We start from the raw sequence: 23,737 nt of genomic DNA on the forward strand, positions 1-23,737 counted from the left end.
ACGGGACAAGAGGACACCATGCGACGTTCGATCCTGACCGGCCTCGGCGCGCTTGCCGCGGCGCTGGCCTTTGCCGCGCCCGGTGCGCACGCCGACTCCCAGACGCTGAAGATCGGCACGATGAGCGGCCCCGACGCACAGATCTGGACCGAGGTGACGAAAGTCGCCGCACGCGAAGGCCTCGCGATCAAGGTCATCGAATTCAACGACTACGTGCAGCCGAACGCGGCGCTCGACGCGGGCGACCTCGATGCGAACGGTTTCCAGCACCAGCCGTTTCTCGACAGCCAGATCAAGCAGCGCGGCTACAGGATCGTCAACGTCGGGCTGACCTACACGGCGCCGATGGGCTTCTATTCGAAGAAGATCAAGTCGCTCAAGGACTTGCCGGCGGGGGCGAAGGTCGGGATCCAGAACGATCCGTCGAACGGCAACCGCGCGCTGCTGCTGCTGCAGAAATACGGCGTGATCAAGCTGAAGGCGGGCGTCGGCACGAACGGCGTGAACGCGACGCCGCTCGACGTCGCCGAGAATCCGAAGAAGATCAGGATCGTCGAGCTCGACGCCGCGCAGTTGCCGCGCGCGCTGCCCGACCTCGACGCCGCGTCGATCAACACCGACTACGCGGTGAAGGCCGGGCTCACGCCGGTGAAGGATGCGATCGCGATCGAGGATCTGCGCGGGCCGTACGCGAACCTGATCGCGGTGCGCGCGCAGGACAAGGACAAGCCGTGGGTGAAGAAGCTCGTCGCGGCCTATGAATCGGACGACGTGCGCAAGTTCATCGACCAGAAGTTCGGCGGTGCGATCGTGCCGGCGTTCTGAACGTCGGCCGTGGCCAGCCCGCGTCGCGGGCATCGCGCCAGACCGAAAAGCAAATCGCCCGCGCAAGCGGGCGATTTCGTTGGCGCGCCGTGCTGCGGCGCGCGGGCCGGCCGCCATTCAGGCGGCTCAGGGGCTCAGGGGTTCAGGCCGACAGCAGCGACCCGGTGCGGATCGGCGTCGCGCCGGCGATCCGCGCGACTTCCATCCCGGCGGTCGCGAAGCGCACGATCTGGCGCGCGTACAGCACGCCCGACACGCTGCTCTTCAGCGTGATGACGCGATCGGTCAGCGGATCGACGATGTCGGCCACGTCCTGGCCGGCCTCGATCCACGCGCCGACCGGCGTGCGGAACACGATGACGCCCGACACCGGCGCGACGAGCGGATCGGTGCCCGCGAGCGGCGTGGCCGGATGCGCGAGCGGCGGCAGCGGCGCCGGCGTGCCGTCGATGATGCCGCGCTCGGTCAGGTATTCGACGATCGCTTGCGCGTCCTTCTCCGCGAGTTCGTACGACACGTCGCGCTCGCTGCGCAGTTCGATCGTGACGGAGATCGCGCCGTTCGGGATCGGGAAGCGATCGCCGAAGCGGTTGCGCAGATCCGACCAGCAGAAGCTGTGGATCTCGTCGAACGGATTGCCGACCGAATTCAGCGCGAGCAGCGACGCCTGCGCGTCCAGATAGCGCGACAGCGGCTCGACGTCTTCCCACAGATCGGGGTTCGTATACAGGTGCATCACCGCGTCGCTGTCGCAATGCAGGTCGAGCACGATGTCGGCGTCGAACGACAGTTTCTGCAGCGCGAGGCGCTGCGATTCGAGCTCGGTGCGCGGCTTCTGTTCGTTCAGCGCCTCGCGCATCGCGGCGCGTACCGCGACGAGGTTGCGCTGCGCGTCGTTCGTCAGGCGGCCTTCGATGCGCGGCAGCACGAGCGCCGCGAGATCGTAGAAATTGCGGTTGAAGTTCTGCATCGAGCCGAGCTCGAAGCGGCCGAGGTGATCGCCGAACACGTGCTGCGACAGGCCGATCGGGTTCGGCACGGGGACGATGACCACCTCGCCGCGCAGCTTGCCGGCCGTCTCGAGCGCGGCGATCTTGCGGCGCAGCAGCGCGGCGACCAGCATGCCGGGCAGTTCGTCCGCGTGCAGCGACGACTGGATGTAGACCTTCTTCTCGCCGCGCGGGCCGTAGTGGAAGCTCGTGATCTGGCGTTCGGTGCCGACGGCGGGGGAAATCAGCGGATGGGTCTGCGTTTGCATGATGAGGGGAGGGCGGCGCAGCCGCGAGTGATCCGTATGCGTGGAAGATCGATTGTACGTTGCCTTGCGCGAACCCATCAAACCGCGCGCCCGGCAAGTCGATTTCCTTTACGAATCATCGGGTTGTTGCGTAAAAAATAACGGTGCTGCAGCCCTTCGGGCATGCGTGCCGCGCCGTCGTTCGTCGCGCGCGGGCAAAAAAAACGGGCTCCTTGCGGAGCCCGTCTGCGCGGATGCGAAGCGCGCGTTGCGCGGTGTTACTTGCCGTACACGTCGAAATCGAAGTACTTCTTCGCGATCTTGTCGTACGTGCCGTCCTTGCGCATGCCGGCGATCGCGCCGTCGATCTTCGCCTTCAGGTCGGTGTCTTCCTTGCGCAGGCCGATGCCGGCGCCGTTGCCGAGCGTCTTCGGATCGTCGATGTCCTTGCCGGCGAAATCGAAGTTCGCGCCGCGCGGCGTCTTCAGGAAGCCGATTTCAGCCTGCACCGCGTCCTGCAGCGCGCCGTCCAGACGGCCCGAGATCAGGTCGGCGTAGACCTGGTCCTGGTTCTGGTAAGGCACGACGTTGACGCCCTTCGGAGCCCAGTACGTCTTCGCGTACGTTTCCTGGATCGTGCCCTGCTCGACGCCGACCGACTTGCCCTTCAGCGATTCGGCCGTCGGCATCAGGCCGGCACCCTTCTTCGCGACGAGGCGCGTCGGCGTGTTGAACAGCTTCGACGAGAACGCGATCTGTTCCTCGCGCGCCGGCGTCATCGACATCGACGACAGGACGCCGTCGAACTTGCGTGCCTTCAGCGCCGGGATCATCCCGTCGAAGTCGTTTTCGATCCACACGCACTTCGCGTTCATGCGGCGGCAGATTTCGTTGCCGAGGTCGACGTCGAACCCGACCACCTTGCCGTCAGCGCCTTTCGATTCGAAAGGCGGGTAGCTTGCGTCGACGCCGAAGCGCACGGTCGTCCAGTCCTTCGCGTATGCAGTGCCGGCCGATACGGCGAGCAGGGCTACGGTCACAGCCGCAAGAATCTTTTTCACTCGGTGACTCCTCGTTTTGTTCGATGGGTGCGCGGTTGTGCCGCGCCGTAAGCCTTCGGCCCGGCGCGGCTTCGCGTCGGGCTGTCCGTTTCGCTGCCCGATGCGGGCGCGCGACGTGCGCAAGATTATCAAGACAAAATACCGGCAGGGCGCCTAGGACATGCCCCGATACCGGACCCGACGGTCGTGCGTGCGGCGTGCGACCGTTTCAGACGTAGGAACGATTCAACCGAGCGTTTCGTTGACCGCGCGCTGCAGGCAGGTGACGAATTGCGACACGGCCGGCGTCGGCAGCAGGTCGCGGCGCGCGATGATCGACAGGTCGAAGCGCGGCATGCTTTCGTCGAGGTCGGCCGTGCGAATCCCGAGCGGCGCCACCATCGCGGCCAGCGGGCGCGTGAAGCAGCCGATCACGTCGGAGCGCGCCACGAGCCCGAGCGTCACCGCGAACGACATCGGCGAGCGCAGCAGGCGCTTCGGCGGCGGCAGCCCGCGCGCCGCGAACATTCCGACCATCACGCTGTGCGGGAATTGCTCGGCCCCGACCGTGACGATCCATTCGGCGTCGAGCAATTCCTCTAACCGGCGCGCGTGCGCGAGCGGGTGGCCTTCGCGCATCACGATGGTGAACTCGGTCGACAGCAGCGGCACCTGCGTGAAATCGCGGTCGAGCGCGGGCACATGGTGCATCGCAGCGATGTCGAGCGTGCCGTTGCGCAATTGCGCGAGCGCGTCCGGCACCGTCACTTCCACCAGATGCAGGTTTACGTTCGGCATCGACTGGCGGAATGCGGTGACCGCGCGCGGCAGCGCGGTCAGCGCGATGGACGGCATCGTGCCGACCGCGACACGTCCTGACATCTCGCCTTTCACCTGCTCGACGGCCTCGACGGTGCGGCGCATGTCGCCGAGCAGTTGCTCGGCGCGCGGCAGCAGCGCATGGCCGCACGCGGTCAGCTCGACGCCGCGCACGCTGCGCGCGAGCAGTTCCGCGTTCAGCGCCGACTCGAGTTCGCGGATCGTATGCGTGATCGCGGGCTGCGTGACGCCGAGTTCGCGCGCGGCGGCGCGCAGGCTCTTGTGATGCGCGGCGGAGACGAACGCCTGGAGCTGCGCGATGTTCAGGTGGTTTCGGATGCGGGTCATCGATCGGTTCGGATCTGGCGGCGGGCCGGGGCGCCGCCGCGAAGACCGATAGGGTAGCGCGCCGCGGCGGCGAACGCCTGGCGGAACAAAAAACGCGGGGCACACACCGGCATGTCTTCGCCGAGATCGACGGCGAACCGATCAGGATTGCAGATGATGGTACGTGCGGGGTCGTGACGTCGTCGCGATGCGTCGCGCCACGACGCACCGCGTGAAGATATCGTGGCGGCCGGGTGTGTCAGGCAAGCGCCAGTTCGACGGCCGCGAGCGTGCGACGGCGGATCCAGCCGCTCGCGAGCCGGATCGCGAGCCAGTACGGCAGAAACAGCAGGCGCGTGCGCGTGCTCGGACAGTGCACGAAGGTTTCGGTGCGCAGCAGGCGCGTGCCGGACGACAGTCCGACGACCTCGAACCGCAGCACCAGCTTCGCATCGCGCGGATCGTCGTGCCGGACGAAGGCCTCGGCGTCGTCGATCGTCCGCACGTCGGGCGTCGGGCGCCAGAAGCGTCCGATGAGCCCCAGCGACAGCGACGTCTCGTCGCGATGCAGCAGCGTGAACGTATCGAAGCCGAAGCGTTCGCGGGCGCCTTCGGCGGGGCGCTTGGCCAGCGCACGTGCGATGGCCGCCGGCGATTCGCGCACGGCAAGCAGCGCATCGATGACCGGATCGGCGCGCATGTCGAGCGCGGCCACGGCGTCGATGATGCGCGACGGCGGCGCGTCGATCGGCCGGGATTCATGAACTTCGACGAAGCCGAACGACGGGATGAACGGCGGTTTGCTCGCCGCGGACCGCGTGTCTGATTCAGAGACGATGCCGAACGGATTCATGGGCGTTCCGGGGGACAAAATGCGATCGTAGCACCGCGTGCGCACGCGCGGTGCGACGCGCCGCACCGACAAAAAAGGCCTGGAAACATGCGTTTCCAGGCCGGGAGGCCATCAACGACGATGGTGGAGGAGACGGGGGCGTCGCGATGCGCGCTCAGATCGCCCAGCCGCCGAGATAGAACGTGACGAGCACGGCCGCGATGAGCACGGTGCCGACGTTGAGCTTGCGGAATTCGCCGCTGGCGATGCGGCCGATCACGAGCGTCGAGAAGCCGAGCATGATGCCGGTCACGATGTTCGCGGTCAGCACGATGAATACCGCGCACACCAGTCCCGACATCGCATCGACCATGTCGTCCATGTGCAGCTTGCTCACGCTGCCGAGCATCAGCAGGCCGACGTACATCAGCGCCGGTGCGGTGGCGTACGACGGCACGAGGCCCGCGAGCGGCGAGAAGAACATCACGACCAGGAACAGCACGCCGACCACGGCGGCCGCGAGGCCCGTCTTCGCACCGGCGGCCACGCCGACGCTCGACTCGATGTAGGCCGCGGCCGGCGCACCGCCGAGGAAGCCGGAGAAGATCGAGCTGATCGAATCGGCGGTCAGCGCGCGGCCGCCGTTGATGATGCGGCCGTTCTCGTCGAGCTGGCCCGCCTGACCGGCGACCGCGCGGATCGTGCCGGTCGCGTCGAACACGGCGGTCATCACGAGCGCCAGCACGCTCGGCAGCACGGCCATCGACAGCGCGCCCTTGATGTCCATCGCGCCGATCAGCGAGGCGTGGCCCGGTGCGCTCAGCGACGGCAGCGCGAAGATGCCGCGATACTTCACGGCCGGATCGAACGCGAGACCGATCAGCGAGATCGCGACCACGACGAGCAGGATGCCGCCCGGCACGCGACGCTTCTCGAGCCCGAAGATCGCGGCGAGGCCGACGACGGACATGATGACCGGGAACGCGGTGATCTGGCCGAGCGAGACCGGCAGGCCGGCGCCTGGATTCTTGATCACGAGGCCGACGTCGTTCGACGCGATCAGCAGCAGGAACAGGCCGATGCCGATGCCGGTGCCGTGCGCGACGCCCGCGGGCAGGTTGCGCAGGATCCACGAACGCACGCCGGTGACCGAAATGCCCGTGAACACGAGACCCATCAGGAACACGGCGCCGAGCGCGACGGTCGGATGCAGGCCCTTGCCGAGCACGAGGCCGAACGCCGTGAACGCCGTCAGCGAGATCGCGCAGCCGATCGCGATCGGCAGCTTCGCCCACAGGCCCATCAGCAGCGAACCGAAGGCGGTGGTGAGGCAGACCGCGACGAATACCGCGCTCGTGTCGAAGCCGGCCTTGCCGAACATGCCGGGGACGACGAACACGGAATAGACCATCGCGAGGAAAGTGGTCACGCCCGCGACGATTTCGCGACGCTGCGTGCTGCCGCGCGACGAAATGCCGAAGTACCGGTCGATGACTCCCTTGGTGCCGAAGTCCGTTTCTTCCGCGCCGACGCCGACCGTCGGCTGCACCGGGGTATCACTCATGAGCTTGCTCCTTTATCAGCATGCTGAAACGGCCTGTGGCAGGCCGTCGTCAGGGTGTCTCGTATCTGGTTGAAATTATCGGCAGCGTCGTGGGGACGCATCACGCGCGATTCGTGTCGTCGTCCGCGCGTCGATGGGCGCGCGTGTCGAGTCGTACGACGCGTGGCGTAGTCGACCCCGTCACGTGTGCTTTGCCGTAGCGAAGGTTAGGCGAACGGCCCGTCACGTCCCATTGGGGAAAGAGCATGCAGCGCATGTCGCAACGCTTATATCGGCGTGCAACGGGGCTTCGTCGTCGCGGAACGCGTGTATACGCCTAGTTCGAATCCGTTAAGGCGATTATTTGAATGCTGGATCGGCGGGCAGGGGCGGGGCGGGTGACGCATCGGATATTACGAATGTCTTTCATCGAGGCCGCGCAGGTGCGTGAATACGGCCGCGCGTGACGCGCCGCGCCGCCGTGCGCAACGAGAAACCGGATGATACCGGGGCCGCGCGCGTGCTGCGCTGGCGCGCGTCGTTGCCGTCGTTGCATCAGCCGCGCGCGAGCTGTGCGAGATACGCGCAGAACAACTCGGCCATCGCGGCCGAGTACGCGTCGATTACCGCAGGCGTGCGCCCGGTTTCCTCTCCCAGGCCGCGTCGACGGTGGCCAGTGCTTCTTCGCTCGGGATGTCCCGATCCATGTTGCCCAGTGGCGCGGTGCCGAAACCAAGTCGGGAAGGGGACGTGATTCTCATGTCGGAGTCCTGTCGATCGGTCAGGCCGCGGTCTGCGCGAGCGTCGGATAGTCGGTCAGGCCCCGTGCGCCGCCGCCGAACAGCGTGTTGCGGTCGTGCGGCGTGAGCGCGGCGCCGGTGCGCAGGCGCTCGGGCAGGTCGGGGTTCGCGACGAACGGTCGGCCGAAGGCGACGAGGTCGGCCCAGCCGGCGGCGATCGCTTCCCGCGCGCGCTCGGCGGTGTACGCACCGGCGTAGATCAGCACACCAGGAAACGCGGCACGTAGCTGCTGCTTGAATTCGACCGGCATCAGCGGGGCGTCGTCCCAGTCGGCTTCCGCGATGTGCAGGTAGCCGACACCGAGTTCGCCGAGCAGCTTCGCGGCGGCGAGGTAGGTCGTCTGGGGATCGTCGTCGACGCAGCCGTTCAGCGTGGTCAGCGGCGCGAGGCGGATGCCGACGCGCGACGCGTCGCCGGTGCCTTCGATCAACGCCTGCGCGACTTCACGCAGGAAGCGCAGCCGGTTGTCGAGCGAGCCGCCGTACGCGTCGGTGCGCGTGTTCGCGTTCGAGTCGATGAACTGGTTCACGAGATAGCCGTTCGCGCCGTGCAGCTCGACGCCGTCGAAACCGGCTTCGATCGCGTTGCGCGCGGCGGCGCGGTATTGATCGACGATCTCGCCGATTTCGTCGACGGACAACGCGCGCGGCTCGGACGCCTGCACGAAGCCCGGCGTGCTGCCGTCTTCACCGGCGACGAACACGTTCACGCCCTTCGCCTGGAGCGGCGACGACGAAACGGGTTGCCGGCCGCCGAGCAGGCTCGTGTGGCTCAGCCGGCCGACGTGCCAGAGCTGCGCGAAGATGCGGCCATGCGCTGCGTGGACGGCGTCCGTCACCTTGCGCCAGCCGGCGACCTGCGACGGCGTGTGGATGCCGGGCGTCCATGCGTAGCCCTTGCCGAGCGGCGCGATGTAGGTGCCTTCGCTGACGATCAGGCCCGCGCTTGCGCGCTGCGCGTAATACGCGGCCATCAGTTCGTTGGCTTCGTCGCCGGGCTGGCTGGCGCGCGAACGCGTCATCGGCGGCATCACGATGCGGTTCGGCAGTGTCAGCGAGCCGAATTGCAGCGGTTGGAAAAGCGGGTCCTGAGTCATGGTGGATTCCTGTCGGTGCCGCGGCCGGCTGGCCGCGGACGGTTCGATTGAGGGGGCGGTGCCGGGGCCTGTGATCGGCGGGAACAGGCCTAGTCCCACTTCGGCGCGAGGCCGGCCGGGTCGACTTCGCGGCCATTGCGCTCGAGCGCGGCGATCTGCGCCATGTCCTCGTCGGTCAGGCGCACCGTTTGCGCGAGCAGGTTGCTTGCGAGGTTTTCGCGCTTGGTCGACGACGGGATCACCGAGTAGCCGAGCCGCAGGGCCCAGGCCAGCGCGACCTGCGCCGGCGTCGCGTCGTGACGTTGCGCGATCGCGCCGATCACCGGATCGCCGAGCACCTTGCCGTATGCGAGCGTCATGTACGACGTCACGTGAATGCCTTCGCCGTTCAGGAATTCGACCAGCTTGCGGTTCTGCAGGTACGGGCTCAGTTCGATCTGGTTCGTCGCGATCGCATCCTTGCCGACCACCGCGATCGCTTCCTTCGTCAGTGCGATGTTGAAGTTCGAGATGCCGATCTGGCGCGTGAGACCCTTCACCTTCGCGTCGGCCAGCGCGGTCATGAATGACTGCACCGACACGCCGCTCTCCGGAGCCGGCCAGTGGATCAGCGTCAGGTCGACGTAGTCGGTGCGCAGCTTGCGGAGGCTTTCCTCGAGGCTGGCGACCAGCTTTTCCGGCGCGTAGTTGTCGACCCAGATCTTCGTCGTGAGGAACAGGTCTTCGCGGCGCACGCCCGATGCGGCGATCGCTTCGCCGACTTCGGCTTCGTTGCCGTAGATCTGCGCGGTGTCGATCGCGCGGTAGCCGACTTCGAGGCCGTTGCGGACCGAGTCGATGACGACCTGGCCTTGCAGGCGGAAGGTGCCGAGGCCGAATGCGGGAATGTTGCTCATCATGTGTTCCTGGAAGAGGTGGAGCGATTGCGGTATGAAAATCATTCTGGCGTCCTGGACTGATGAGATAAACGCCTTTAGAGGTCAAAAATATTTGATTTAAATTCAAATATCGGTCGTGGATCCGGCTGGCTGGCGGCGTGCCGGCCTCAGGCGGCGCCCGTCAGCGCGTTCGCATCCGCTGCGGCATTCGCGTGGAACACCGGCAGCACGTCCGACGCGATCTCGGCCATCGTCTCGTCGAGCGGGCGGCGGTTGCGGCGGAAATGCAGGCCGATGTGCTGCACGCCGGCGGTGCGCATCGCCGCGAGTTCCTCCGTCAGCGCGATGCGTCCGGCGCGCGCGCCGAAGCGGTGCCGCTGCAGCGGCTCGTGCGGATCTTCCGCGAGGTCGAGGTGGATGAAGCTCACGTACGGCTTGTCGCCGGCCACCGCGCGCCAGTTCGCGACGCGCTGCAGGTGATCGGCCGGCGCGCCGGGATACGCGAGGCAGCCATCCATGTGCTCGCCGATCCATGCGGGCGTCTGCTGCGCGAGACCCGCGACGAGCAGCGGCACCGGCGATCGCGCGGCGGGCAGCACGTCGAGGCCGGGCGGCAGATGCCCGCGCGCGCCGTCGCGCAGCAGCGCGATCTGGTCGCGGAAATTCGCGCCGCGCGATGCGAAGTCGCGGCCGAACAGCGGATATTCGACCGGCCGGTCGCCGCTCGCGACGCCGAGCAGCAGGCGGCCGCCGCTCAGTTCCTGGATCGTCGCGGCCGATTTCAGCGTCAGCAGCGGCTCGCGCAGCGGCAGCACGACGGCCGCCGTGCCGAGCAGGATGTCGCGCGTGATGCCGGCGAGGTAGCCGAGATACGAGAAGGTCTCGAACACCTGCGCGGCGTCGCCGAACGACGGGTCGTACACCGGCACGTCGCGCACCCAGAGCGCGCGGAAGCCGAGCGTGTCGGCCAGTTGCGCGAGCTCCGCGTGGATTTCGAGGTCGGGCACGCCGGGGCGGCGGCCGTCATGCTGGCGCTTCGCGTCGCCGGCCGGCGACCAGTCGTTGTCGAGCGGCAGTTCGATGCCGATGGTGAAGCCGCCTGCGGCGAGCCTGTCGAGAGAAGTGGACATGATCGGGCTCCGTTCAGATCGCGCGCAGGCTGCCTTCGAGCCGGCAGAAGTCGAGCGACGACGCGGTGAAGAACGAGCGCGACGTGCCGGCGGCAAAATCGTCGATGTGCACGACCGTCGCGCGGTCGGCTTCCAGCCACAAGATCGCGTCGGTCTCGCCGGCGACGTGCTGCCACGTGAAGGCGACTTCGCCCGTCGCGCCGGCGTATGCGCCTTCGGTTATCGAGTCGCGCATGGGGAGGCCGTCGTCGTCATACGCGTTGAGGGCGGCGAGGCCGTCGTAGCGGACTTCGACAGTCTTGCCGGCGAACGGCGGACGTCGGGTCGATGCGTTCATGCGGTGCGGCTCCTGCGGAAAGTGACGTTCAATGGGCGAGTTCGACGGGTTCGGCCGTGCGTTCGGGCAGGCCCTGGCCGCGATCGAGGCGGCCGCTCAGCGCGGTCAGCGCGAACGCGCCGAGCGTGACGACGGCGGCGATCCACGGCGTATGGCCGAGACCGACGTCCGCGACGATCAGGCCGCCGAGCGACGAGCCGCCCGCGACGCCGAGGTTGAACGCGGCGATGTTGAACCCCGATGCAACGTCGGTGGCGTCCGGCGCGAAGTGGCGCGCCTGCTTGACGACGTACACCTGCAGGCCCGGCACGTTGCCGAATGCGACCGCGCCCCACGCGAGCATCGTCAGCACCGCGAGCCACTTCACGTGCACCGTGAAGGTCAGTGCGAGCAGCACGATCGCGAGCAGCAGGAAGATCTGCTTGAGCGCCTTGACCGGGCCGACGCGGTCGGCGAGCTTGCCGCCCCACACGTTGCCGAACGCGACCGACACGCCGTAGCCGACGAGCACGAGGCTGACCTGCGACGGCGTGAAGCCGGCGATCTGTTCGAGCAGCGGTGCCATGTAGGTGAACGCGATCAGCGAGCCGCCGTAGCCGACCGCCGTCATCGCATAGACGAGCAGCAGGCGCGGCTGGGCCAGCACGCGGAACTGACGGGCGAGCGGCGCCGGCGGCGTCCGCGGAAGGCCGCGCGGCACGAAGGCCACGGCGCCGAGGAACGCGACGAGGCCGAACAGCGCGACGATCAGGAACGTCGCGCGCCAGCCGAAGTGCTGACCGATGAAGGTGCCGAGCGGGATGCCGGCGACGAACGCGACGGTCATGCCGCTGAACATCGTCGCGATCGCGCTGGCGGCCTTGTCCTTCGGCACGAGCGTCGTCGCGATGATCGAGCCGACCGAGAAGAACACGCCGTGCGCGAGGCCGGTGAGCACGCGCGCGACGATCAGCGATTCGTAGCCCGGCGCCTGCCAGGCGACGAGGTTGCCGATCGTGAAGAGCGCCATCAGCGCGGCGAGCAGCGTTTTGCGCGGCACGCGGCCGGTGAGCGCGGTGAGGAGCGGCGCGCCGATCGCGACGCTCAGTGCGTAGAGGCTGACGAGCAGTCCGGCCGACGGCAGGCTGACGCCGAGATCGGCGCCGATCGTCGGGATCAGCCCGACGATCACGAATTCGGTCGTGCCGATGGCAAAGGCGCTGATGGTCAGCGCAAGCAGGGCGAGTGGCATGGCGGGGTCCAGGTTCCAGTAAGAATGGATCGCAGTGTGCCGCCTTTACTTTTGCTGAAAAACTGGTCTATAAACCAAATTGTTTTGATTTCAGATCAACAATGAAAATCACGCTCGACGAACTCCAGGCCTTTGCCGCCGTGGTCGACACCGGTTCGATCACCGCCGCCGCGCAGCAGCTCGACGTCACCGTGTCGGCGGCGAGCCGCACGCTTGCGCGGCTCGAGGAGAAGCTGAAGACCACGCTGCTGCGCCGGACCACGCGCCGGCTCGAACTGACCGAAGAGGGGCGCGCGTTCCTGCAGGACGCGCGCGCGATCATCGAATCGGTCGAGAACGCCGAGGAGCAGATGCTCGCGCGGCGCGAGATGCCGTCGGGGCGGCTGCGCGTCGACGCCGCGACGCCGTTCATGCTGCATGTGATCGTGCCGCTCGTGCGCGGCTACCGTGAACGCTTCCCGAAGGTCGAGCTGGAGCTGAACAGCAACGAGGGGATCATCGATCTGCTCGAGCGGCGCACCGACGTCGCGATCCGGATCGGCCGCCTGAAGGATTCGACGCTGCACAGCCGGCGGATCGGCAACAGCCGGCTGCGCATCCTCGCGAGCCCCGCGTACATCGAAGCGCACGGCCAGCCGCGCAAGGTGGAGGATCTCCGCAAGCACACGCTGCTCGGCTTCACGCAGCCCGAATCGCTGAACGTATGGCCGATCCTCGGCGCGGACGGCGAGCCGAGCCGCATCGAGCCCGGCATCTGGTCGTCGAGCGGCGAGACGCTGCGGCAGCTCGCGCTGGAGGGGGCGGGCGTGGTGTGCCTGTCGGACTTCATGACCGCGCAGGATCGCGAGGCCGGCCGGCTCGTGCAGGTGCTCGCGCGGCAGACGCTCGAGGTCGAGCAGCCGATCAACGCGGTGTATTACCGGAACACCGCGATCTCGTCGCGGATCGCGTCGTTCGTCGATTACATGATCGAGGTGCTGGGCGGCGGGAGCAGCGGCAGCGATGCGCCGACGCGGCGCAAGGCTGCGTGGATGGGGCCGCTGTAACGGCGGCGCGCTGGAAGGGAAGCGGGGGACCGGCTTCGGGCGCCGGCGTGACCCGGCGTGCCGCACGGCGCTTGCGCCGCGGGCACGCCGTCTTGCAAGGCTTACGCTTCCTCAGACCACGACATGTTGTCGCGCGCCAGCAGCGCCGACGATGCCGCCGGTCCGAACGTGCCCGCGGTGTAGAGGCGCGGGCGATCGCCGAGCTGCTTCCAGCCGTCGAGGATCGGCTCGACCCACGACCATGCGGCTTCGAGCTCGTCGCGGCGCATGAAGTGCGTGAGGCGGCCGCGGATCACGTCGATCAGCAGCCGTTCGTACGCTTCCGCGCGCCGCTCCGGAATCGCCTGCTGCAGATCGAGGTTCAGGCTCACGGGCACCATTTTCATCCCGCTGCCCGGCTCCTTCGCGAGCATCTGCAACTGGATCGACTCTTCCGGCTGGAGCTGGATCACGAGGCGGTTGCTGTAGTGGCGCGGGCCGCTCGGGATGATCGAGAACGGCATGTCCGCGAACTCGATCACGATTTCCGACTGGCGGCGCTGCAGCCGCTTGCCGGTGCGCAGGAAGAACGGCACGTTCGCCCAGCGCCAGTTGTTGATGTGCGCGCGCAGCGCGACGAAGGTTTCCGCGTGGCTGTCCGCCGGCACGTTGTCCTCCTCGAGATAGCCCTTGACCGGCTGTCCGTCGACCGCGCCGGCCGTGTACTGGCCGCGCACCGTGTCGCGCGCGACGTCCGACAGCGCCATCGGCCGCAGCGAGCGCAGCACCTTCAGCTTCTCGTCGCGCACCGCGTCCGGGTCGAGCGACACCGGCGGCTCCATCGCGACGATGCACAGCAGTTGCAGCAGGTGGTTCTGCACCATGTCGCGCAGCGCGCCGGTGTGGTCGTAGAAGCCCGCGCGGCTGCCGACGCCGACCGTCTCCGCCACCGTGATCTGCACGCTGCGGATGCTCGGCGCCTGCCACAGCGGCCCGAAGATCGGGTTGCCGAAGCGCAGCACCATCAGGTTCTGCACGGTTTCCTTGCCGAGGTAATGGTCGATCCGGTAGATCTGCGATTCCGCGAAATGCTTGCCGACCGCATCGTTGATCGCCTGCGCCGACGCGAGATCGTGGCCGAGCGGCTTTTCGAGGACGACGCGCGAGCGCGCGTCGACGAGGTGCGCGGCCGACAGATTGTCGCAGATCGTCGTGAACAGCTCCGGCGACGTCGACAGGTAGAACACGCGGATCGCATCGCCGCGCGCCGCGTCGGCGAGCCGTGCGTAGTCTTCCGGCGCGTTCACGTCGATCAGCACGTACTTGAACAGGTCGAGGAAACGGGCCCATGCGTCGGCGTCGAACGCCTTGTCGTCGATGAACGGGCGCGATTGCTCGTCCATGAACTTGCGATAGCCGTCGATGCCCCAGTCGCGCCGGCCGACCGCGATGATGCGCGTCTCCGGCGGCAGGTTGCAGTGCAGGTGCGCCATGTACAGCGCGGGCAACAGCTTGCGGGCGGCCAGGTCGCCGCCGCCGCCGAAGATGATCATGTCGACGGGCTGGTCGGCTTCGGTCTGGTTGGGCTTATTCGTCATGAGTGGATCGCGGTCTGAAGCGGTGTGAGCGTGGAACGAACGTCGAAGCGCCGGGCGCCGGTGCGTTGGCGCGCCAGTACGTGAAAACGCTAATAGTGCACGCTTTTGATCGATTGTGTATGTGTTCCCGTTTCGTAACAGCGCTTGCATGGCACGCTTGCCGCGATTATGATTGAGCGCTCACTCATTAAAGGAATCGAACGTGGCCCGACCGCGCAGTCCCGACAAGCACGACGCCATCCTCGCCGCCGCCGCCCGCGCGCTCGCGGAGGACGGCGCGAGCGCGACCACCGCGCGCATCGCCCGGCTCGCCGGCGTCGCGGAAGGCACGGTGTTCACGTACTTCGAGACCAAGGACGCGCTGCTGAACGCGTTGTATCTGAGCCTGAAGGCCGGGATGCGCGAAGCGATGATGGCCGGGTTTCCGGAACACGCGCCGGTCGAGCAGGCCGTGCGGCATGCGTGGAACGGCTATGTGTCGTGGGGCGTCGCGAATCCGGATGGGCGCCGCGCGCTGCAGCAGCTCGGCGTGAGCGGCCGCATCGACGACGCGCATCGCGCGGCCGGGGCCGAAGGGTTCGGCGGGATCAGCTCGCTGCTGCGCGCGCAGGTTGCGGCTGCGGGCGGGCTGAAGGCCGACGATGCGCACGCGTTCTGCGCGGCGCTGTTCACGTCGATTGCGGAAACGGCGATGGAATCGATCGCGCGCGATCCGGCGCTGGCCGACGGATACCGGGAAGCGGGGTTTCGTGCGCTTTGGGCCGTGTTGCACGCGGTATGAGTGGACGGCTCGCCGGGCGGGCTGCCTGGCGGACGGCGGACGGCGGGAGACGGGTGATTGGCGGCGCGTTCGGTTCGGGCGCATCCGCCGCGGCGGAAGGCGGTTTCAGGCAGGGCGCGGCACGGTGAAAATCGCTGTTTCAGCGCCCATATTAATGAGTGAGTAATCATTCATTTTGTGATTTCAACCTTGTCGAGGAGTGGAAAATGTCGAAAGTCTGGCTGGTAACAGGGGCCGCACGCGGCCTAGGGCGCTCGATCGCGGAAGCGGTGCTGGCGGCGGGCGATCGTCTGGCGGCCGGTGCGCGCGATCCCGCGCGGCTCGCGGATCTGGAAGAACGGTACGGCGACCGGCTGCTGCCGATTGAACTCGACGTGACCGACGCAGCGGCGGCCGCGCATGCGGTGGCGGCTGCCCGCGACGCGTTCGGCCGCATCGACGTGCTGGTGAACAACGCGGGCTACGGCCATACCGCGCCGTTTGAGCAGATGGGCGCCGACGATTTCCGCGACCAGATCGAAACGAACCTGTTCGGCGTGATCAACCTGACGCGTGCAGTGTTGCCGACGATGCGCGCGCAGCGCGCGGGGCACATCTTCCAGGTGTCGTCGGTCGGCGGGCGCACGTCGACGGCCGGCTTGTCCGCGTATCAGGCCGCGAAGTGGGCGGTCGGCGGGTTCAGCGACGTGCTGTCGAAGGAAGTCGCGCCGTTCGGCGTGCGCGTCTGCACGCTCGAGCCGGGCGGGATGCGCACCGACTGGGCCGCGCAGGCGAAGCGCGAGGTCGAGGGCCTGCTGCCCGACTATCGGCCGTCGGTCGGGAAGATTCTCGAATTGCTCGGCGCGTACGGCGGCCACGAGGTAGGCGATCCGGCGCGGATCGCGAAGCTGATCGTCGAGTTGTCGCGTCGCGACGACGTGCCGATGCGTTTGCTGCTCGGCGGCGACGCGCTGTTCGTGTGCGAGCAGGCGGAAGCGCAGCGTGCAGAGGAGGCGGCGCGGTGGCGCGATACGACGCTGTCGACGATGTTCCCGGACGCGAAGTTGCCGGAGGGATTGCAGGCGTTGAAGAAGGTCGGGTAAGTCTGGGAGCCGGGGCAGCGCGGGTTCGCTCGAGCGCGGCGCCGACGCCCCGCCGACGCACGGCGACCGGATGACGCCCGGTCGCACGCACGCCGGTCTTCGATCACGATCGCCTTTGCCGGCCGCCCTCAGCGCCCTAGCGCGTAGAACTCCGCGTTGGGCCGCATGTTGGTCACGTTCGCGATGCGATTCGACATCCCGAAGAACGCCGAGATCGCCGCGATGTCCCAGGCGTCCTCGTCGGTGAAGCCATGCGACTTCAGCGTATCGAAGTCCGCTTCGCCCACCTGGTGCGCGGTCTGCGAAACCTTCATCGCGAAGTCGAGCATCGCCTTCTGTCGCGCGGTGATGTCGGCCTTGCGATAGTTGGTTGCGACCTGGTCGGCGATCAGCGGATCCTTCGCGCGAATGCGCAGGATCGCGCCGTGCGCGATCACGCAGTACTGACACTGGTTCACGCTGCTGGTGGCCACGACGATCATCTCGCGCTCGGCCTTGCTCAGGTTGCCCGGTTTGTCCATCAGCGCGTCGTGGTAAGCCATGAACGCGCGAAACTCGTCGGGGCGATGCGCGAGTGTCAGGAACACGTTCGGGATGAAGCCCGACTTTTCCTGAACGGCCGCGATGCGCTCGCGAATGTCCTCGGGCAAATCGTCGAGCGCGGGCACGGGAAAGCGGCTGATGGGGGCGGGGTTCGGGGCGGTCATGAGGTCTCCTGGATAAAGTGGCGCGGGTGCGCTCGATGCGCGAGCCACCGGCCTGGAAAAGATACGCCGGTGGTCGTCAGCGGCGTCACGCGTTGACGTCGACGACGATGCGGCCGCGAACCTTGCCGTCGATCAATTCCCCTGCAAGCGGGATGACGTCGCCCAGGCCGACCTGGTGACCGATCGCGCCCAGCTTCTCGACGTCGAGGTCGGACGCGAGTCGGCGCCACGCTTCCAGGCGGTCGGCGCGCGGGCACATGACGCTGTCGATCCCGACGAGCGTGACGCCGCGCAGGATGAACGGCATGACGGTCGCGGGGAACTCCATGCCGGCGGCCAGGCCGCAGGCCGTGACGACGCCGCGGTACCGCGTGGTCGCGCACACGTTGGCGAGCACGTGGCTACCTGCCACGTCGACCGCGCCGGCCCATCGTTCCTTGCCCAGCGGCCTGCCGGGTTCGCTGAATAGTGACCTCTCCAGGATCTCCGCCGCGCCGAGCTGCCGCAGGTAGTCGGCGTCGGCGGGGCGGCCCGTCACGGCGACGACGCGGTATCCGAGCCTGGCGAGAATGGCCGTGGCGACGCTGCCCACGCCGCCTGCCGCGCCGGTCACCACGATCTCGCCGTCGTCCGGGCGTACGCCATGCCGCTCCAGCGCCATCACGCACAGCATCGCGGTGTAGCCTGCCGTGCCGATGGCCATCGCCTGTTGCGGCGAAAAGGCGAACGGCAGCGGCACCAGCCAGTCGCCATCGACGCGGGCTTTCTGCGCAAGGCCGCCCCAGTGCGTTTCGCCGACGCCCCAGCCGTTGAGCACGACCCGGTCGCCGGTACGATAGTCCGGGTGCGTGCTCGCTTCGACTTCGCCAACGAGATCGATGCCGGGCACCATCGGGAACGTGCGGACCACCGGGCTCTTGCCGGTGATCGCCAGCCCGTCCTTGTAGTTCAGCGTCGAATAGCCCACGCGTACCGTGACGTTCCCCGCGGGCAACTGCGCGTCGTCCAGCGTCTGGAGCCGGACCTGCTGGCCGGTTTCATGCCTGTCGATCACGATGCCTTGAAACATATGTCCTCCTTTCTGGACCGATCGTCTAGTTAATGGCAAAAAAATTCAGCGGCGGGGCAGTCCATCGAAGAAAAACTGCGCGAACAGCGTCAGCGGCCCGTCGTTGCGCTCCAGCTTCGCGCGCAGCACGGCGCCTTCCCAACCGATCCAGAAGAATGCGGCCAGTTCGGCGGGATCGGCCGAACCGGCCAGTTCGCCGGCCTGCTGCGCGGCGGCCAGGCATTCGGCGAGGCGGCGTTGCCAGTCCTCGAACGTGGTGCGCAGGCGCGCGCGGAAACTTTCGGGCAGCGCGCCCATTTCCTGCCCGAGGTTGCCGATCAGGCAGCCGCGGCTGTAGGCGTAGCGGGCCATGCCGTCCCGGGCATCGTCGACGAACGCGCGCACGCGCTGCAGTGGCGAGCGTGCGGGGTCGCTGAAATGACGGTCGAGCTTGCGCGCGAAGAAGTCGGCATAGCGGTCGATCAGTTCGAGGCCGAACGCTTCCTTGCTGTCGAAGTAGTGATAGAAGGAGCCCTTGGGCACGCCGGCGCGACCCAGGATCTCGTCGAGCCCGGTGGCCGAAAAGCCTTTCTCGGTGAGCACTTCCAGCCCGGTGCGCAGCAGCATGTCCCGCGTGGCGACGAGGTCCTCGTGCTGTTTCGGTGGCCTGCCGCGACGGCGAGGCGGATCAGTTCGAACGTCCATGTGCGAATAATAGACCGTTCGTCTCAAAAATCAATGGGGCGCGTATCGAGCGCGCCGGGCATGGCCGATCCGGCAAGCCATACTCGTATTAACCCTGATTAATAAACCTTATCGCGGTGAAAAATTTCGCATCTTATTGAACCGATATCGGCTCGCTATAGTGGCTCGCTTTCCCGCACGCAACCGTTCGCGTGCGGCTGACACGCTGACGATCAGCAGGAGCCGCTTGATGACCACCGACGTCCGATTCACCGAAATCGAAGATCTGATTCCCGCCGCCGGCGGGTTGCGCGAGATTCGCCACCACATTCATCACCATCCGGAGCTCGCGTACGAGGAGCACGAGACGGCCGCGCTCGTCGCGGACAAGCTCGAGCAATGGGGCTGGCAAGTGACGCGCGGGGTCGGCAAGACGGGCGTCGTCGGCACGCTGCGCGTCGGCGACGGCACGCGCAGCATCGGCATCCGTGCGGACATGGACGCGCTGCCGATCCTCGAGGCGACCGGCCTGCCGTACGCAAGCGGCACGCACGGCAAGATGCACGCATGCGGCCACGACGGCCACACGACGATGCTGCTCGGCGCCGCGCAACACCTCGCGAAGACGCGCAACTTCTCCGGCACCGTGCACCTGTATTTCCAGCCGGCGGAAGAGCACGGCATCGACAGCGGCGCGAAGAAGATGATCGAGGACGGCCTGTTCGAGCGCTTTCCGTGCGATGCGGTGTTCGGCATGCACAACCATCCGGGCGCGGCGCCCGGCGTGTTCCTCACGCGGCGCGGCCCGTTCATGTCGGCCGGCGACAAGGCGATCATCTCGATCGAGGGCGTCGGCGGCCACGCGGCGCGGCCGCACCTGACGGTCGACCCGGTGGTCGTCGCGGCGAGCATCGTGATGGCGCTGCAGACGATCGTCGCGCGCAACATCGACCCGTCGCAGCCGGCGGTCGTCACGGTCGGCTCGATGCACGCGGGCACCGCGAACAACGTGATCCCGAACGGCGCGCGCCTCGAACTCAGCGTGCGGTCGTTCAGCCCAGACGTGCGCGCGCTGCTCAAGCGCCGCATCGTCGAGCTCGCCGAGTCGCAGGCCGCGAGTTACGGCGCGACCGCGCACGTCGAGTACATCGAAGGCTATCCGGTCGTCGTCAATTCGGATGCCGAAACGGATTTCGCCGCGCAGGTCGCGCGCGAGCTGGTCGGCGACGCGCACGTGGTCGAGCAGGCCGACCTGCTGATGGGCAGCGAGGATTTCGCGTTCATGCTGCAGCAGCGGCCCGGCTCGTTCGTGCGGCTCGGCAACGGCGAAGGCGAGGACGGCTGCATGGTGCACAACCCGAAGTACGACTTCAACGATCGCAACCTGCCGATCGGCGCGGCATTCTGGACGCGTCTCGTCGAGCGATACCTCGGGCAGTAACCCGGGCGGCGCGCGGCCGGCGCATCCGGCCGCATTGAGAGGAGAAACGAACGATGCAAAAAAACCATCTCGCGCTGCACCCCGAGTCGACGGGGGCTGCCGAAACCGATACGCGCGGCGCGCCGGCCGTCACGAAGCGCGGCGCGATCGCGGCGGCCGTGATCGGCAACTGGCTGGAGTTCTTCGATTTCACCGTGTACGGCTTTTTCGCGGTGCTGATCGGCAAGCTGTTCTTCCCGTCGAGCGATCCGACCACGTCGCTGCTGCTGTCGGTCGCGACGTTCGCCGCCGGCTTCTTCACGCGGCCGCTCGGCAGCGTCGTGCTCGGCGTCTACGCGGACCGCAAGGGCCGCAAGGCCGCGCTGAACCTGACGATCATGCTGATGGCGCTCGGCACCGGCCTGATCGCGATCGCACCGACCTACGCGCAGGTCGGCGTGGCCGCGCCGCTGCTGGTCGTCTTCGCGCGGCTGATGCAGGGCTTCTCGCAGGGCGGCGAGTTCGGCGCGGCGACTTCCACGCTGATCGAGCAGGGCGGCACGTCGCACCGCGCGTTCCGCGCGAGCTGGCAGCTGGCGACGCAGGGTGGCGCGGCGCTGATGGGGTCGGGCTTCGCGGCGCTGCTGTCGAACACGCTGACGAAGGACGCGCTCGAGGGCTGGGGCTGGCGCCTGCCGTTCCTCGTGGGCGTGCTGATCGCGCCGGTCGGCATGGTCCTGCGCCGCCGGCTCGCGGACGATGCGCCCGGCGACAGCCATCACGGGATCGAACGCGGCGTGCTGCGCGAGTTGTTCTCGAAGCACACGCGCACGGTGCTGCTGCTGATGCTCACGGTGATGGGCGGCACGGTGTCGACCTACATCCTGACGTTCTACATGCCGACCTATGCGATCCATACGCTCGGGCTGCCGATGAAGCTGTCGATGTTCGTCGGCGTCGCGTCGGGTTGCGTGATGCTGGTGACGTGCCCGCTGTTCGGTTGGCTGTCGGACCGCCTCGGCAGCCGGCGCCTGCCGATCTTCGTCGGACGCGGCGTGCTGGTCCTGCTGCTGTTCCCGGCGTTCTGGCTGATGAACCATCATCCGACGCTGCCGGTGATCCTGCCGCTGACCGCGCTGATGCTGCTGTTCTATTCACTCGGTTCGGCATCCGAAATGGCGCTGATGTGCGAATCGCTGCCGCGCCACGTGCGCGCGACCGGCATCTCGATCGCGTATGCGCTCGCGGTGACGATCTTCGGCGGCACGGCGCAGCTGATCGCGACCTGGCTCGTGAAGACGACGGGCAGCAAGCTCGCGCCGGCCGGCTACGTGGCCGCGTGCGTGGTGCTGTCGCTGATCGCGGTCGCGATGCTGCGCGAGACGGCGCGCGAATCGATGGACTGACGCAAAGCATGGCGCGGCACGACGGGCGGCAAGCGGCGATACGCGCTTACCGCCCGCGCACCACCCTTAAGTACGACGCGAGCATCGTCGCGAGTTCCTGCGCGGCTGGCGTCAGCGGCACGGCCGCGCGCTGCAGCAGACAGATGTCCTGCGATTCGGCCTGTTCGCGCACGGGCACCTTCGCGAGCGCGCCGGCAAACGGCCCGTGCCGCGTCACGGCTTCGGTTTCGAGCGACAGGCAATCGGTCTGCGTGACGAGCTGCAGCGTCTCGAACATCCCTTCGACGGTGGCGAGGATCTTCGGCGGCGGCAGGCCGTGCACGTCGAAGTAGGCGAGCAGGCGGTTGACGACGGGGTCGGCGCTCAGGTTCGGCGAGCGCGTCGACACCCACGCGTAGCCGGCCAGTTCGGCGAGCGATTGCGCATGCATTGCCGGATGCCCGTTGCGGCACACGACCACCGGCGCCGATGTACGCAGCGGCGTGACCGCGAGATCGGTCGTGTCGGTCTGCTTCGCGACGAGCGCGATCGCGAAATCGACCGCGCTTTCCCGCAGCCAGCCGATCATCATTCGCGACGTGCCGGTGCGCAGGTGCACGTCGACCTTGTCGAAGCGCGCGCGGAACGCGCTCAGCACGGGTGCGAACGCGTCGATCAGCGGCTCGGCCACGAGGCCGAGCGTGACGGTGCCTTCGTACGCGCCGCTCAGTTGCCGGATCTCCCGCTCGACCTGCTCGCATTCGCCGAGGATCGAACCGGAGCGCGCGAGCAGCCGCTGGCCGACGGCCGTCGGCACGATCCCGCGATTGGTGCGCGTGAACAGCGTCGCGCCGAGCGTCGCCTCGAGGCTCTGCAGCTGCTGCGTGACGCCGCTTTGCGCGAGATCGAGCGCGCGCGCGGCGGCGCGCAGGCTGCCGTGCTCGACGACGGCCTGGAAGATGCGGAGCTGGGAGAGCGTGAACGCCATGGGCAAGCGCGAGGCCGGTGATCGGGAAATGTGATCATGATAAGGCAGCGGGCGATTCCGGCGGGGGCGCGTGCGCACTACGATCGCAGACAGTCCGGCTCGCGCCGTTTGTCCCTCGTCCCGCCCTTCGTCGACCATGAAACGCACCCTCATTCCGCTCGTTTCCCTGTGCCTTGCGCTTGCGGCCAGCGCCGCGCACGCGCTCGATGCGCGCCCTGTGCGCCTCGGCATCGATCCGACCTATCCGCCGATGGATTCGAAGGCGCCCGACGGCAGCCTGAAGGGCTTCGACGTCGACCTGGGCAACGAGATCTGCCGCCGCGCGCAGTTGCGCTGCCAGTGGGTCGAGCTCGAATTCTCCGGGATGATTCCCGCGCTGCAGGCGCGCAAGATCGACGCGATCCTGTCGTCGATGGCGATCACCGAGAAGCGCGAGAAGCAGATCCTGTTCTCGTCGAAGCTGTTCCGCTTCAAGTCGCGGCTCGTCGCACGGCCCGCGAGTGGCGTCGACAGCACCACCGCGTCGCTCGCGGGCAAGCACGTCGGCGTGCAGTCGGGCACGCAGTTCGAATCGTGGGCGCTCGCGCACTGGGCGCCGGCCGGCGTCAACGTGGTGCCGTACAAGAGCCAGGACGACGTGTTCGCCGATCTCGCCAACGGCCGCCTCGACGCGGCGCTGCTCGGCACCGTGGAAGCCGACTACGGTTTCCTGCGTACGCCGAAGGGCAAGGGCTTCGCGTTCGTCGGCGCGCCGCTCGACATGGGCGATCGCGGTGTCGGCATCGGCATGCGGCAGTCGGATACGGCGCTCAAGGCGTCGATCGACGGCGCGATTGCATCGATGCTGAAGGACGGCACGTACGAGCGGATCGCGAAGAAGTATTTCGACTTCAACCCGTACGGCGACTGAGCGCCGCGCTTGC

Annotated in this window: 22 protein-coding genes and 1 pseudogene; 7 read left to right on the forward strand and 16 right to left on the reverse strand. The window is 67.7% G+C overall.

Translation table 11 applies throughout. From position 1 onward, the window contains the following. Positions 1–18 precede the first annotated feature (18 nt). On the forward strand, positions 19–825 hold the full coding sequence (locus tag WS75_RS09985) for a MetQ/NlpA family ABC transporter substrate-binding protein (RefSeq protein WP_059680327.1): 807 nt from the start codon (positions 19–21) through the stop codon (positions 823–825). Between the two features lie 142 nt (positions 826–967). Here WS75_RS09985 and WS75_RS09990 read toward each other — a convergent pair whose 3' ends face one another. From WS75_RS09990 to WS75_RS10035, 11 genes and pseudogenes are all read right to left on the reverse strand, one after another. Continuing rightward, positions 968–2,083: a succinylglutamate desuccinylase/aspartoacylase family protein gene (locus WS75_RS09990; RefSeq protein ID WP_059680328.1), complete on the reverse strand. Its 1,116-nt coding sequence runs from the start codon at positions 2,081–2,083 to the stop codon at positions 968–970. Between the two features lie 257 nt (positions 2,084–2,340). Then, positions 2,341–3,123, reverse strand: coding sequence for an ABC transporter substrate-binding protein (locus WS75_RS09995; RefSeq protein WP_059680329.1), 783 nt, complete (start codon positions 3,121–3,123; stop codon positions 2,341–2,343). A gap of 225 nt (positions 3,124–3,348) precedes the next feature. Beyond that, positions 3,349–4,269 carry a LysR substrate-binding domain-containing protein gene (locus WS75_RS10000; protein WP_059680330.1) on the reverse strand — a complete coding sequence of 307 codons (921 nt, stop codon included), beginning with the start codon at positions 4,267–4,269 and terminating at the stop codon, positions 3,349–3,351. A gap of 238 nt (positions 4,270–4,507) precedes the next feature. Beyond that, entirely contained in the window at positions 4,508–5,101 is a 594-nt protein-coding gene (locus WS75_RS10005) for a hypothetical protein (RefSeq protein WP_059680331.1), read from the reverse strand. 154 nt (positions 5,102–5,255) lie between these two features. Further along, complete coding sequence (locus WS75_RS10010; protein ID WP_059680332.1) at positions 5,256–6,644, reverse strand: NCS2 family permease; 1,389 nt, start codon at positions 6,642–6,644, stop codon at positions 5,256–5,258. Positions 6,645–7,276: 632 nt separating this feature from the next. Next, positions 7,277–7,384, reverse strand: a pseudogene (locus WS75_RS33480) (aldo/keto reductase); the annotation flags it as partial. Between the two features lie 20 nt (positions 7,385–7,404). After that, a complete protein-coding gene (locus tag WS75_RS10015) occupies positions 7,405–8,520 on the reverse strand; it encodes an alkene reductase (RefSeq protein ID WP_059680333.1) in 1,116 nt (371 codons plus the stop codon). Positions 8,521–8,609: 89 nt separating this feature from the next. Then, entirely contained in the window at positions 8,610–9,416 is an 807-nt protein-coding gene (gene dkgB, locus WS75_RS10020) for a 2,5-didehydrogluconate reductase DkgB (RefSeq protein WP_059680416.1), read from the reverse strand. 149 nt (positions 9,417–9,565) lie between these two features. After that, a complete protein-coding gene (locus tag WS75_RS10025; protein ID WP_059680334.1) occupies positions 9,566–10,528 on the reverse strand; it encodes an LLM class oxidoreductase in 963 nt (320 codons plus the stop codon). A gap of 13 nt (positions 10,529–10,541) precedes the next feature. After that, positions 10,542–10,865, reverse strand: a complete 324-nt coding sequence (locus tag WS75_RS10030; protein WP_059680335.1) for a MoaF-related domain-containing protein — start codon at positions 10,863–10,865, stop codon at positions 10,542–10,544. Positions 10,866–10,893: 28 nt separating this feature from the next. Continuing rightward, on the reverse strand, positions 10,894–12,096 hold the full coding sequence (locus WS75_RS10035; RefSeq protein ID WP_059680336.1) for an MFS transporter: 1,203 nt from the start codon (positions 12,094–12,096) through the stop codon (positions 10,894–10,896). Between the two features lie 101 nt (positions 12,097–12,197). Between WS75_RS10035 and WS75_RS10040 the strand changes: the two genes are divergently transcribed. Next, positions 12,198–13,142, forward strand: a complete 945-nt coding sequence (locus WS75_RS10040; RefSeq protein ID WP_059680337.1) for a LysR family transcriptional regulator — start codon at positions 12,198–12,200, stop codon at positions 13,140–13,142. Positions 13,143–13,243: 101 nt separating this feature from the next. On the opposite strand, the gene zwf is transcribed toward WS75_RS10040, so the two are convergent. Next, complete coding sequence (gene zwf / locus WS75_RS10045) at positions 13,244–14,719, reverse strand: glucose-6-phosphate dehydrogenase (protein WP_059528548.1); 1,476 nt, start codon at positions 14,717–14,719, stop codon at positions 13,244–13,246. Between the two features lie 202 nt (positions 14,720–14,921). On the opposite strand from zwf, the gene WS75_RS10050 reads away from it, so the two are divergent. Both WS75_RS10050 and WS75_RS10055 read left to right on the forward strand, forming a co-directional pair. Beyond that, complete coding sequence (locus WS75_RS10050; RefSeq protein WP_059680338.1) at positions 14,922–15,500, forward strand: TetR/AcrR family transcriptional regulator; 579 nt, start codon at positions 14,922–14,924, stop codon at positions 15,498–15,500. 206 nt (positions 15,501–15,706) lie between these two features. Then, positions 15,707–16,582, forward strand: a complete 876-nt coding sequence (locus WS75_RS10055) for an SDR family NAD(P)-dependent oxidoreductase (protein WP_059680339.1) — start codon at positions 15,707–15,709, stop codon at positions 16,580–16,582. A 128-nt stretch (positions 16,583–16,710) separates the two neighbouring features. Here WS75_RS10055 and WS75_RS10060 read toward each other — a convergent pair whose 3' ends face one another. From WS75_RS10060 to acuR, 3 genes are all read right to left on the reverse strand, one after another. Further along, positions 16,711–17,289, reverse strand: a complete 579-nt coding sequence (locus tag WS75_RS10060; RefSeq protein WP_059680340.1) for a peroxidase-related enzyme — start codon at positions 17,287–17,289, stop codon at positions 16,711–16,713. An 85-nt stretch (positions 17,290–17,374) separates the two neighbouring features. Further along, positions 17,375–18,358: an acrylyl-CoA reductase (NADPH) gene (gene acuI, locus WS75_RS10065; RefSeq protein ID WP_059680341.1), complete on the reverse strand. Its 984-nt coding sequence runs from the start codon at positions 18,356–18,358 to the stop codon at positions 17,375–17,377. A gap of 45 nt (positions 18,359–18,403) precedes the next feature. Further along, on the reverse strand, positions 18,404–19,042 hold the full coding sequence (acuR, locus tag WS75_RS10070) for an acrylate utilization transcriptional regulator AcuR (protein ID WP_059680342.1): 639 nt from the start codon (positions 19,040–19,042) through the stop codon (positions 18,404–18,406). 229 nt (positions 19,043–19,271) lie between these two features. Between acuR and WS75_RS10075 the strand changes: the two genes are divergently transcribed. Both WS75_RS10075 and WS75_RS10080 read left to right on the forward strand, forming a co-directional pair. Further along, on the forward strand, positions 19,272–20,462 hold the full coding sequence (locus WS75_RS10075) for a M20 aminoacylase family protein (protein WP_059680417.1): 1,191 nt from the start codon (positions 19,272–19,274) through the stop codon (positions 20,460–20,462). 53 nt (positions 20,463–20,515) lie between these two features. Beyond that, a complete protein-coding gene (locus tag WS75_RS10080; RefSeq protein ID WP_059680343.1) occupies positions 20,516–21,847 on the forward strand; it encodes an MFS transporter in 1,332 nt (443 codons plus the stop codon). A 46-nt stretch (positions 21,848–21,893) separates the two neighbouring features. Here WS75_RS10080 and WS75_RS10085 read toward each other — a convergent pair whose 3' ends face one another. Then, on the reverse strand, positions 21,894–22,814 hold the full coding sequence (locus WS75_RS10085; protein ID WP_059680344.1) for a LysR family transcriptional regulator: 921 nt from the start codon (positions 22,812–22,814) through the stop codon (positions 21,894–21,896). Positions 22,815–22,950: 136 nt separating this feature from the next. On the opposite strand from WS75_RS10085, the gene WS75_RS10090 reads away from it, so the two are divergent. Then, positions 22,951–23,724: a transporter substrate-binding domain-containing protein gene (locus tag WS75_RS10090; protein ID WP_059680345.1), complete on the forward strand. Its 774-nt coding sequence runs from the start codon at positions 22,951–22,953 to the stop codon at positions 23,722–23,724. Positions 23,725–23,737: the final 13 nt, after the last annotated feature.

Source organism: Burkholderia sp. FL-7-2-10-S1-D7 (assembly GCF_001524185.1).
Classification (GTDB): Bacteria; Pseudomonadota; Gammaproteobacteria; order Burkholderiales; family Burkholderiaceae; genus Burkholderia; species Burkholderia diffusa.

Coding starts and splice junctions, on each gene's coding strand:
- zwf (WP_059528548.1), bottom strand. CDS start 14,719: ATGACGAATAAGCCCAACCAGACCGAAGCCGACCAGCCCGTCGACATG.
- WS75_RS10040 (WP_059680337.1), top strand. CDS start 12,198: ATGAAAATCACGCTCGACGAACTCCAGGCCTTTGCCGCCGTGGTCGAC.
- WS75_RS10080 (WP_059680343.1), top strand. CDS start 20,516: ATGCAAAAAAACCATCTCGCGCTGCACCCCGAGTCGACGGGGGCTGCC.
- WS75_RS09990 (WP_059680328.1), bottom strand. CDS start 2,083: ATGCAAACGCAGACCCATCCGCTGATTTCCCCCGCCGTCGGCACCGAA.
- WS75_RS10015 (WP_059680333.1), bottom strand. CDS start 8,520: ATGACTCAGGACCCGCTTTTCCAACCGCTGCAATTCGGCTCGCTGACA.
- dkgB (WP_059680416.1), bottom strand. CDS start 9,416: ATGAGCAACATTCCCGCATTCGGCCTCGGCACCTTCCGCCTGCAAGGC.
- WS75_RS10010 (WP_059680332.1), bottom strand. CDS start 6,644: ATGAGTGATACCCCGGTGCAGCCGACGGTCGGCGTCGGCGCGGAAGAA.
- WS75_RS10055 (WP_059680339.1), top strand. CDS start 15,707: ATGTCGAAAGTCTGGCTGGTAACAGGGGCCGCACGCGGCCTAGGGCGC.
- acuI (WP_059680341.1), bottom strand. CDS start 18,358: ATGTTTCAAGGCATCGTGATCGACAGGCATGAAACCGGCCAGCAGGTC.
- acuR (WP_059680342.1), bottom strand. CDS start 19,042: ATGGACGTTCGAACTGATCCGCCTCGCCGTCGCGGCAGGCCACCGAAA.
- WS75_RS10035 (WP_059680336.1), bottom strand. CDS start 12,096: ATGCCACTCGCCCTGCTTGCGCTGACCATCAGCGCCTTTGCCATCGGC.
- WS75_RS09985 (WP_059680327.1), top strand. CDS start 19: ATGCGACGTTCGATCCTGACCGGCCTCGGCGCGCTTGCCGCGGCGCTG.
- WS75_RS10000 (WP_059680330.1), bottom strand. CDS start 4,269: ATGACCCGCATCCGAAACCACCTGAACATCGCGCAGCTCCAGGCGTTC.
- WS75_RS10085 (WP_059680344.1), bottom strand. CDS start 22,814: ATGGCGTTCACGCTCTCCCAGCTCCGCATCTTCCAGGCCGTCGTCGAG.
- WS75_RS10060 (WP_059680340.1), bottom strand. CDS start 17,289: ATGACCGCCCCGAACCCCGCCCCCATCAGCCGCTTTCCCGTGCCCGCG.
- WS75_RS10030 (WP_059680335.1), bottom strand. CDS start 10,865: ATGAACGCATCGACCCGACGTCCGCCGTTCGCCGGCAAGACTGTCGAA.
- WS75_RS10005 (WP_059680331.1), bottom strand. CDS start 5,101: ATGAATCCGTTCGGCATCGTCTCTGAATCAGACACGCGGTCCGCGGCG.
- WS75_RS10025 (WP_059680334.1), bottom strand. CDS start 10,528: ATGTCCACTTCTCTCGACAGGCTCGCCGCAGGCGGCTTCACCATCGGC.
- WS75_RS10090 (WP_059680345.1), top strand. CDS start 22,951: ATGAAACGCACCCTCATTCCGCTCGTTTCCCTGTGCCTTGCGCTTGCG.
- WS75_RS10075 (WP_059680417.1), top strand. CDS start 19,272: ATGACCACCGACGTCCGATTCACCGAAATCGAAGATCTGATTCCCGCC.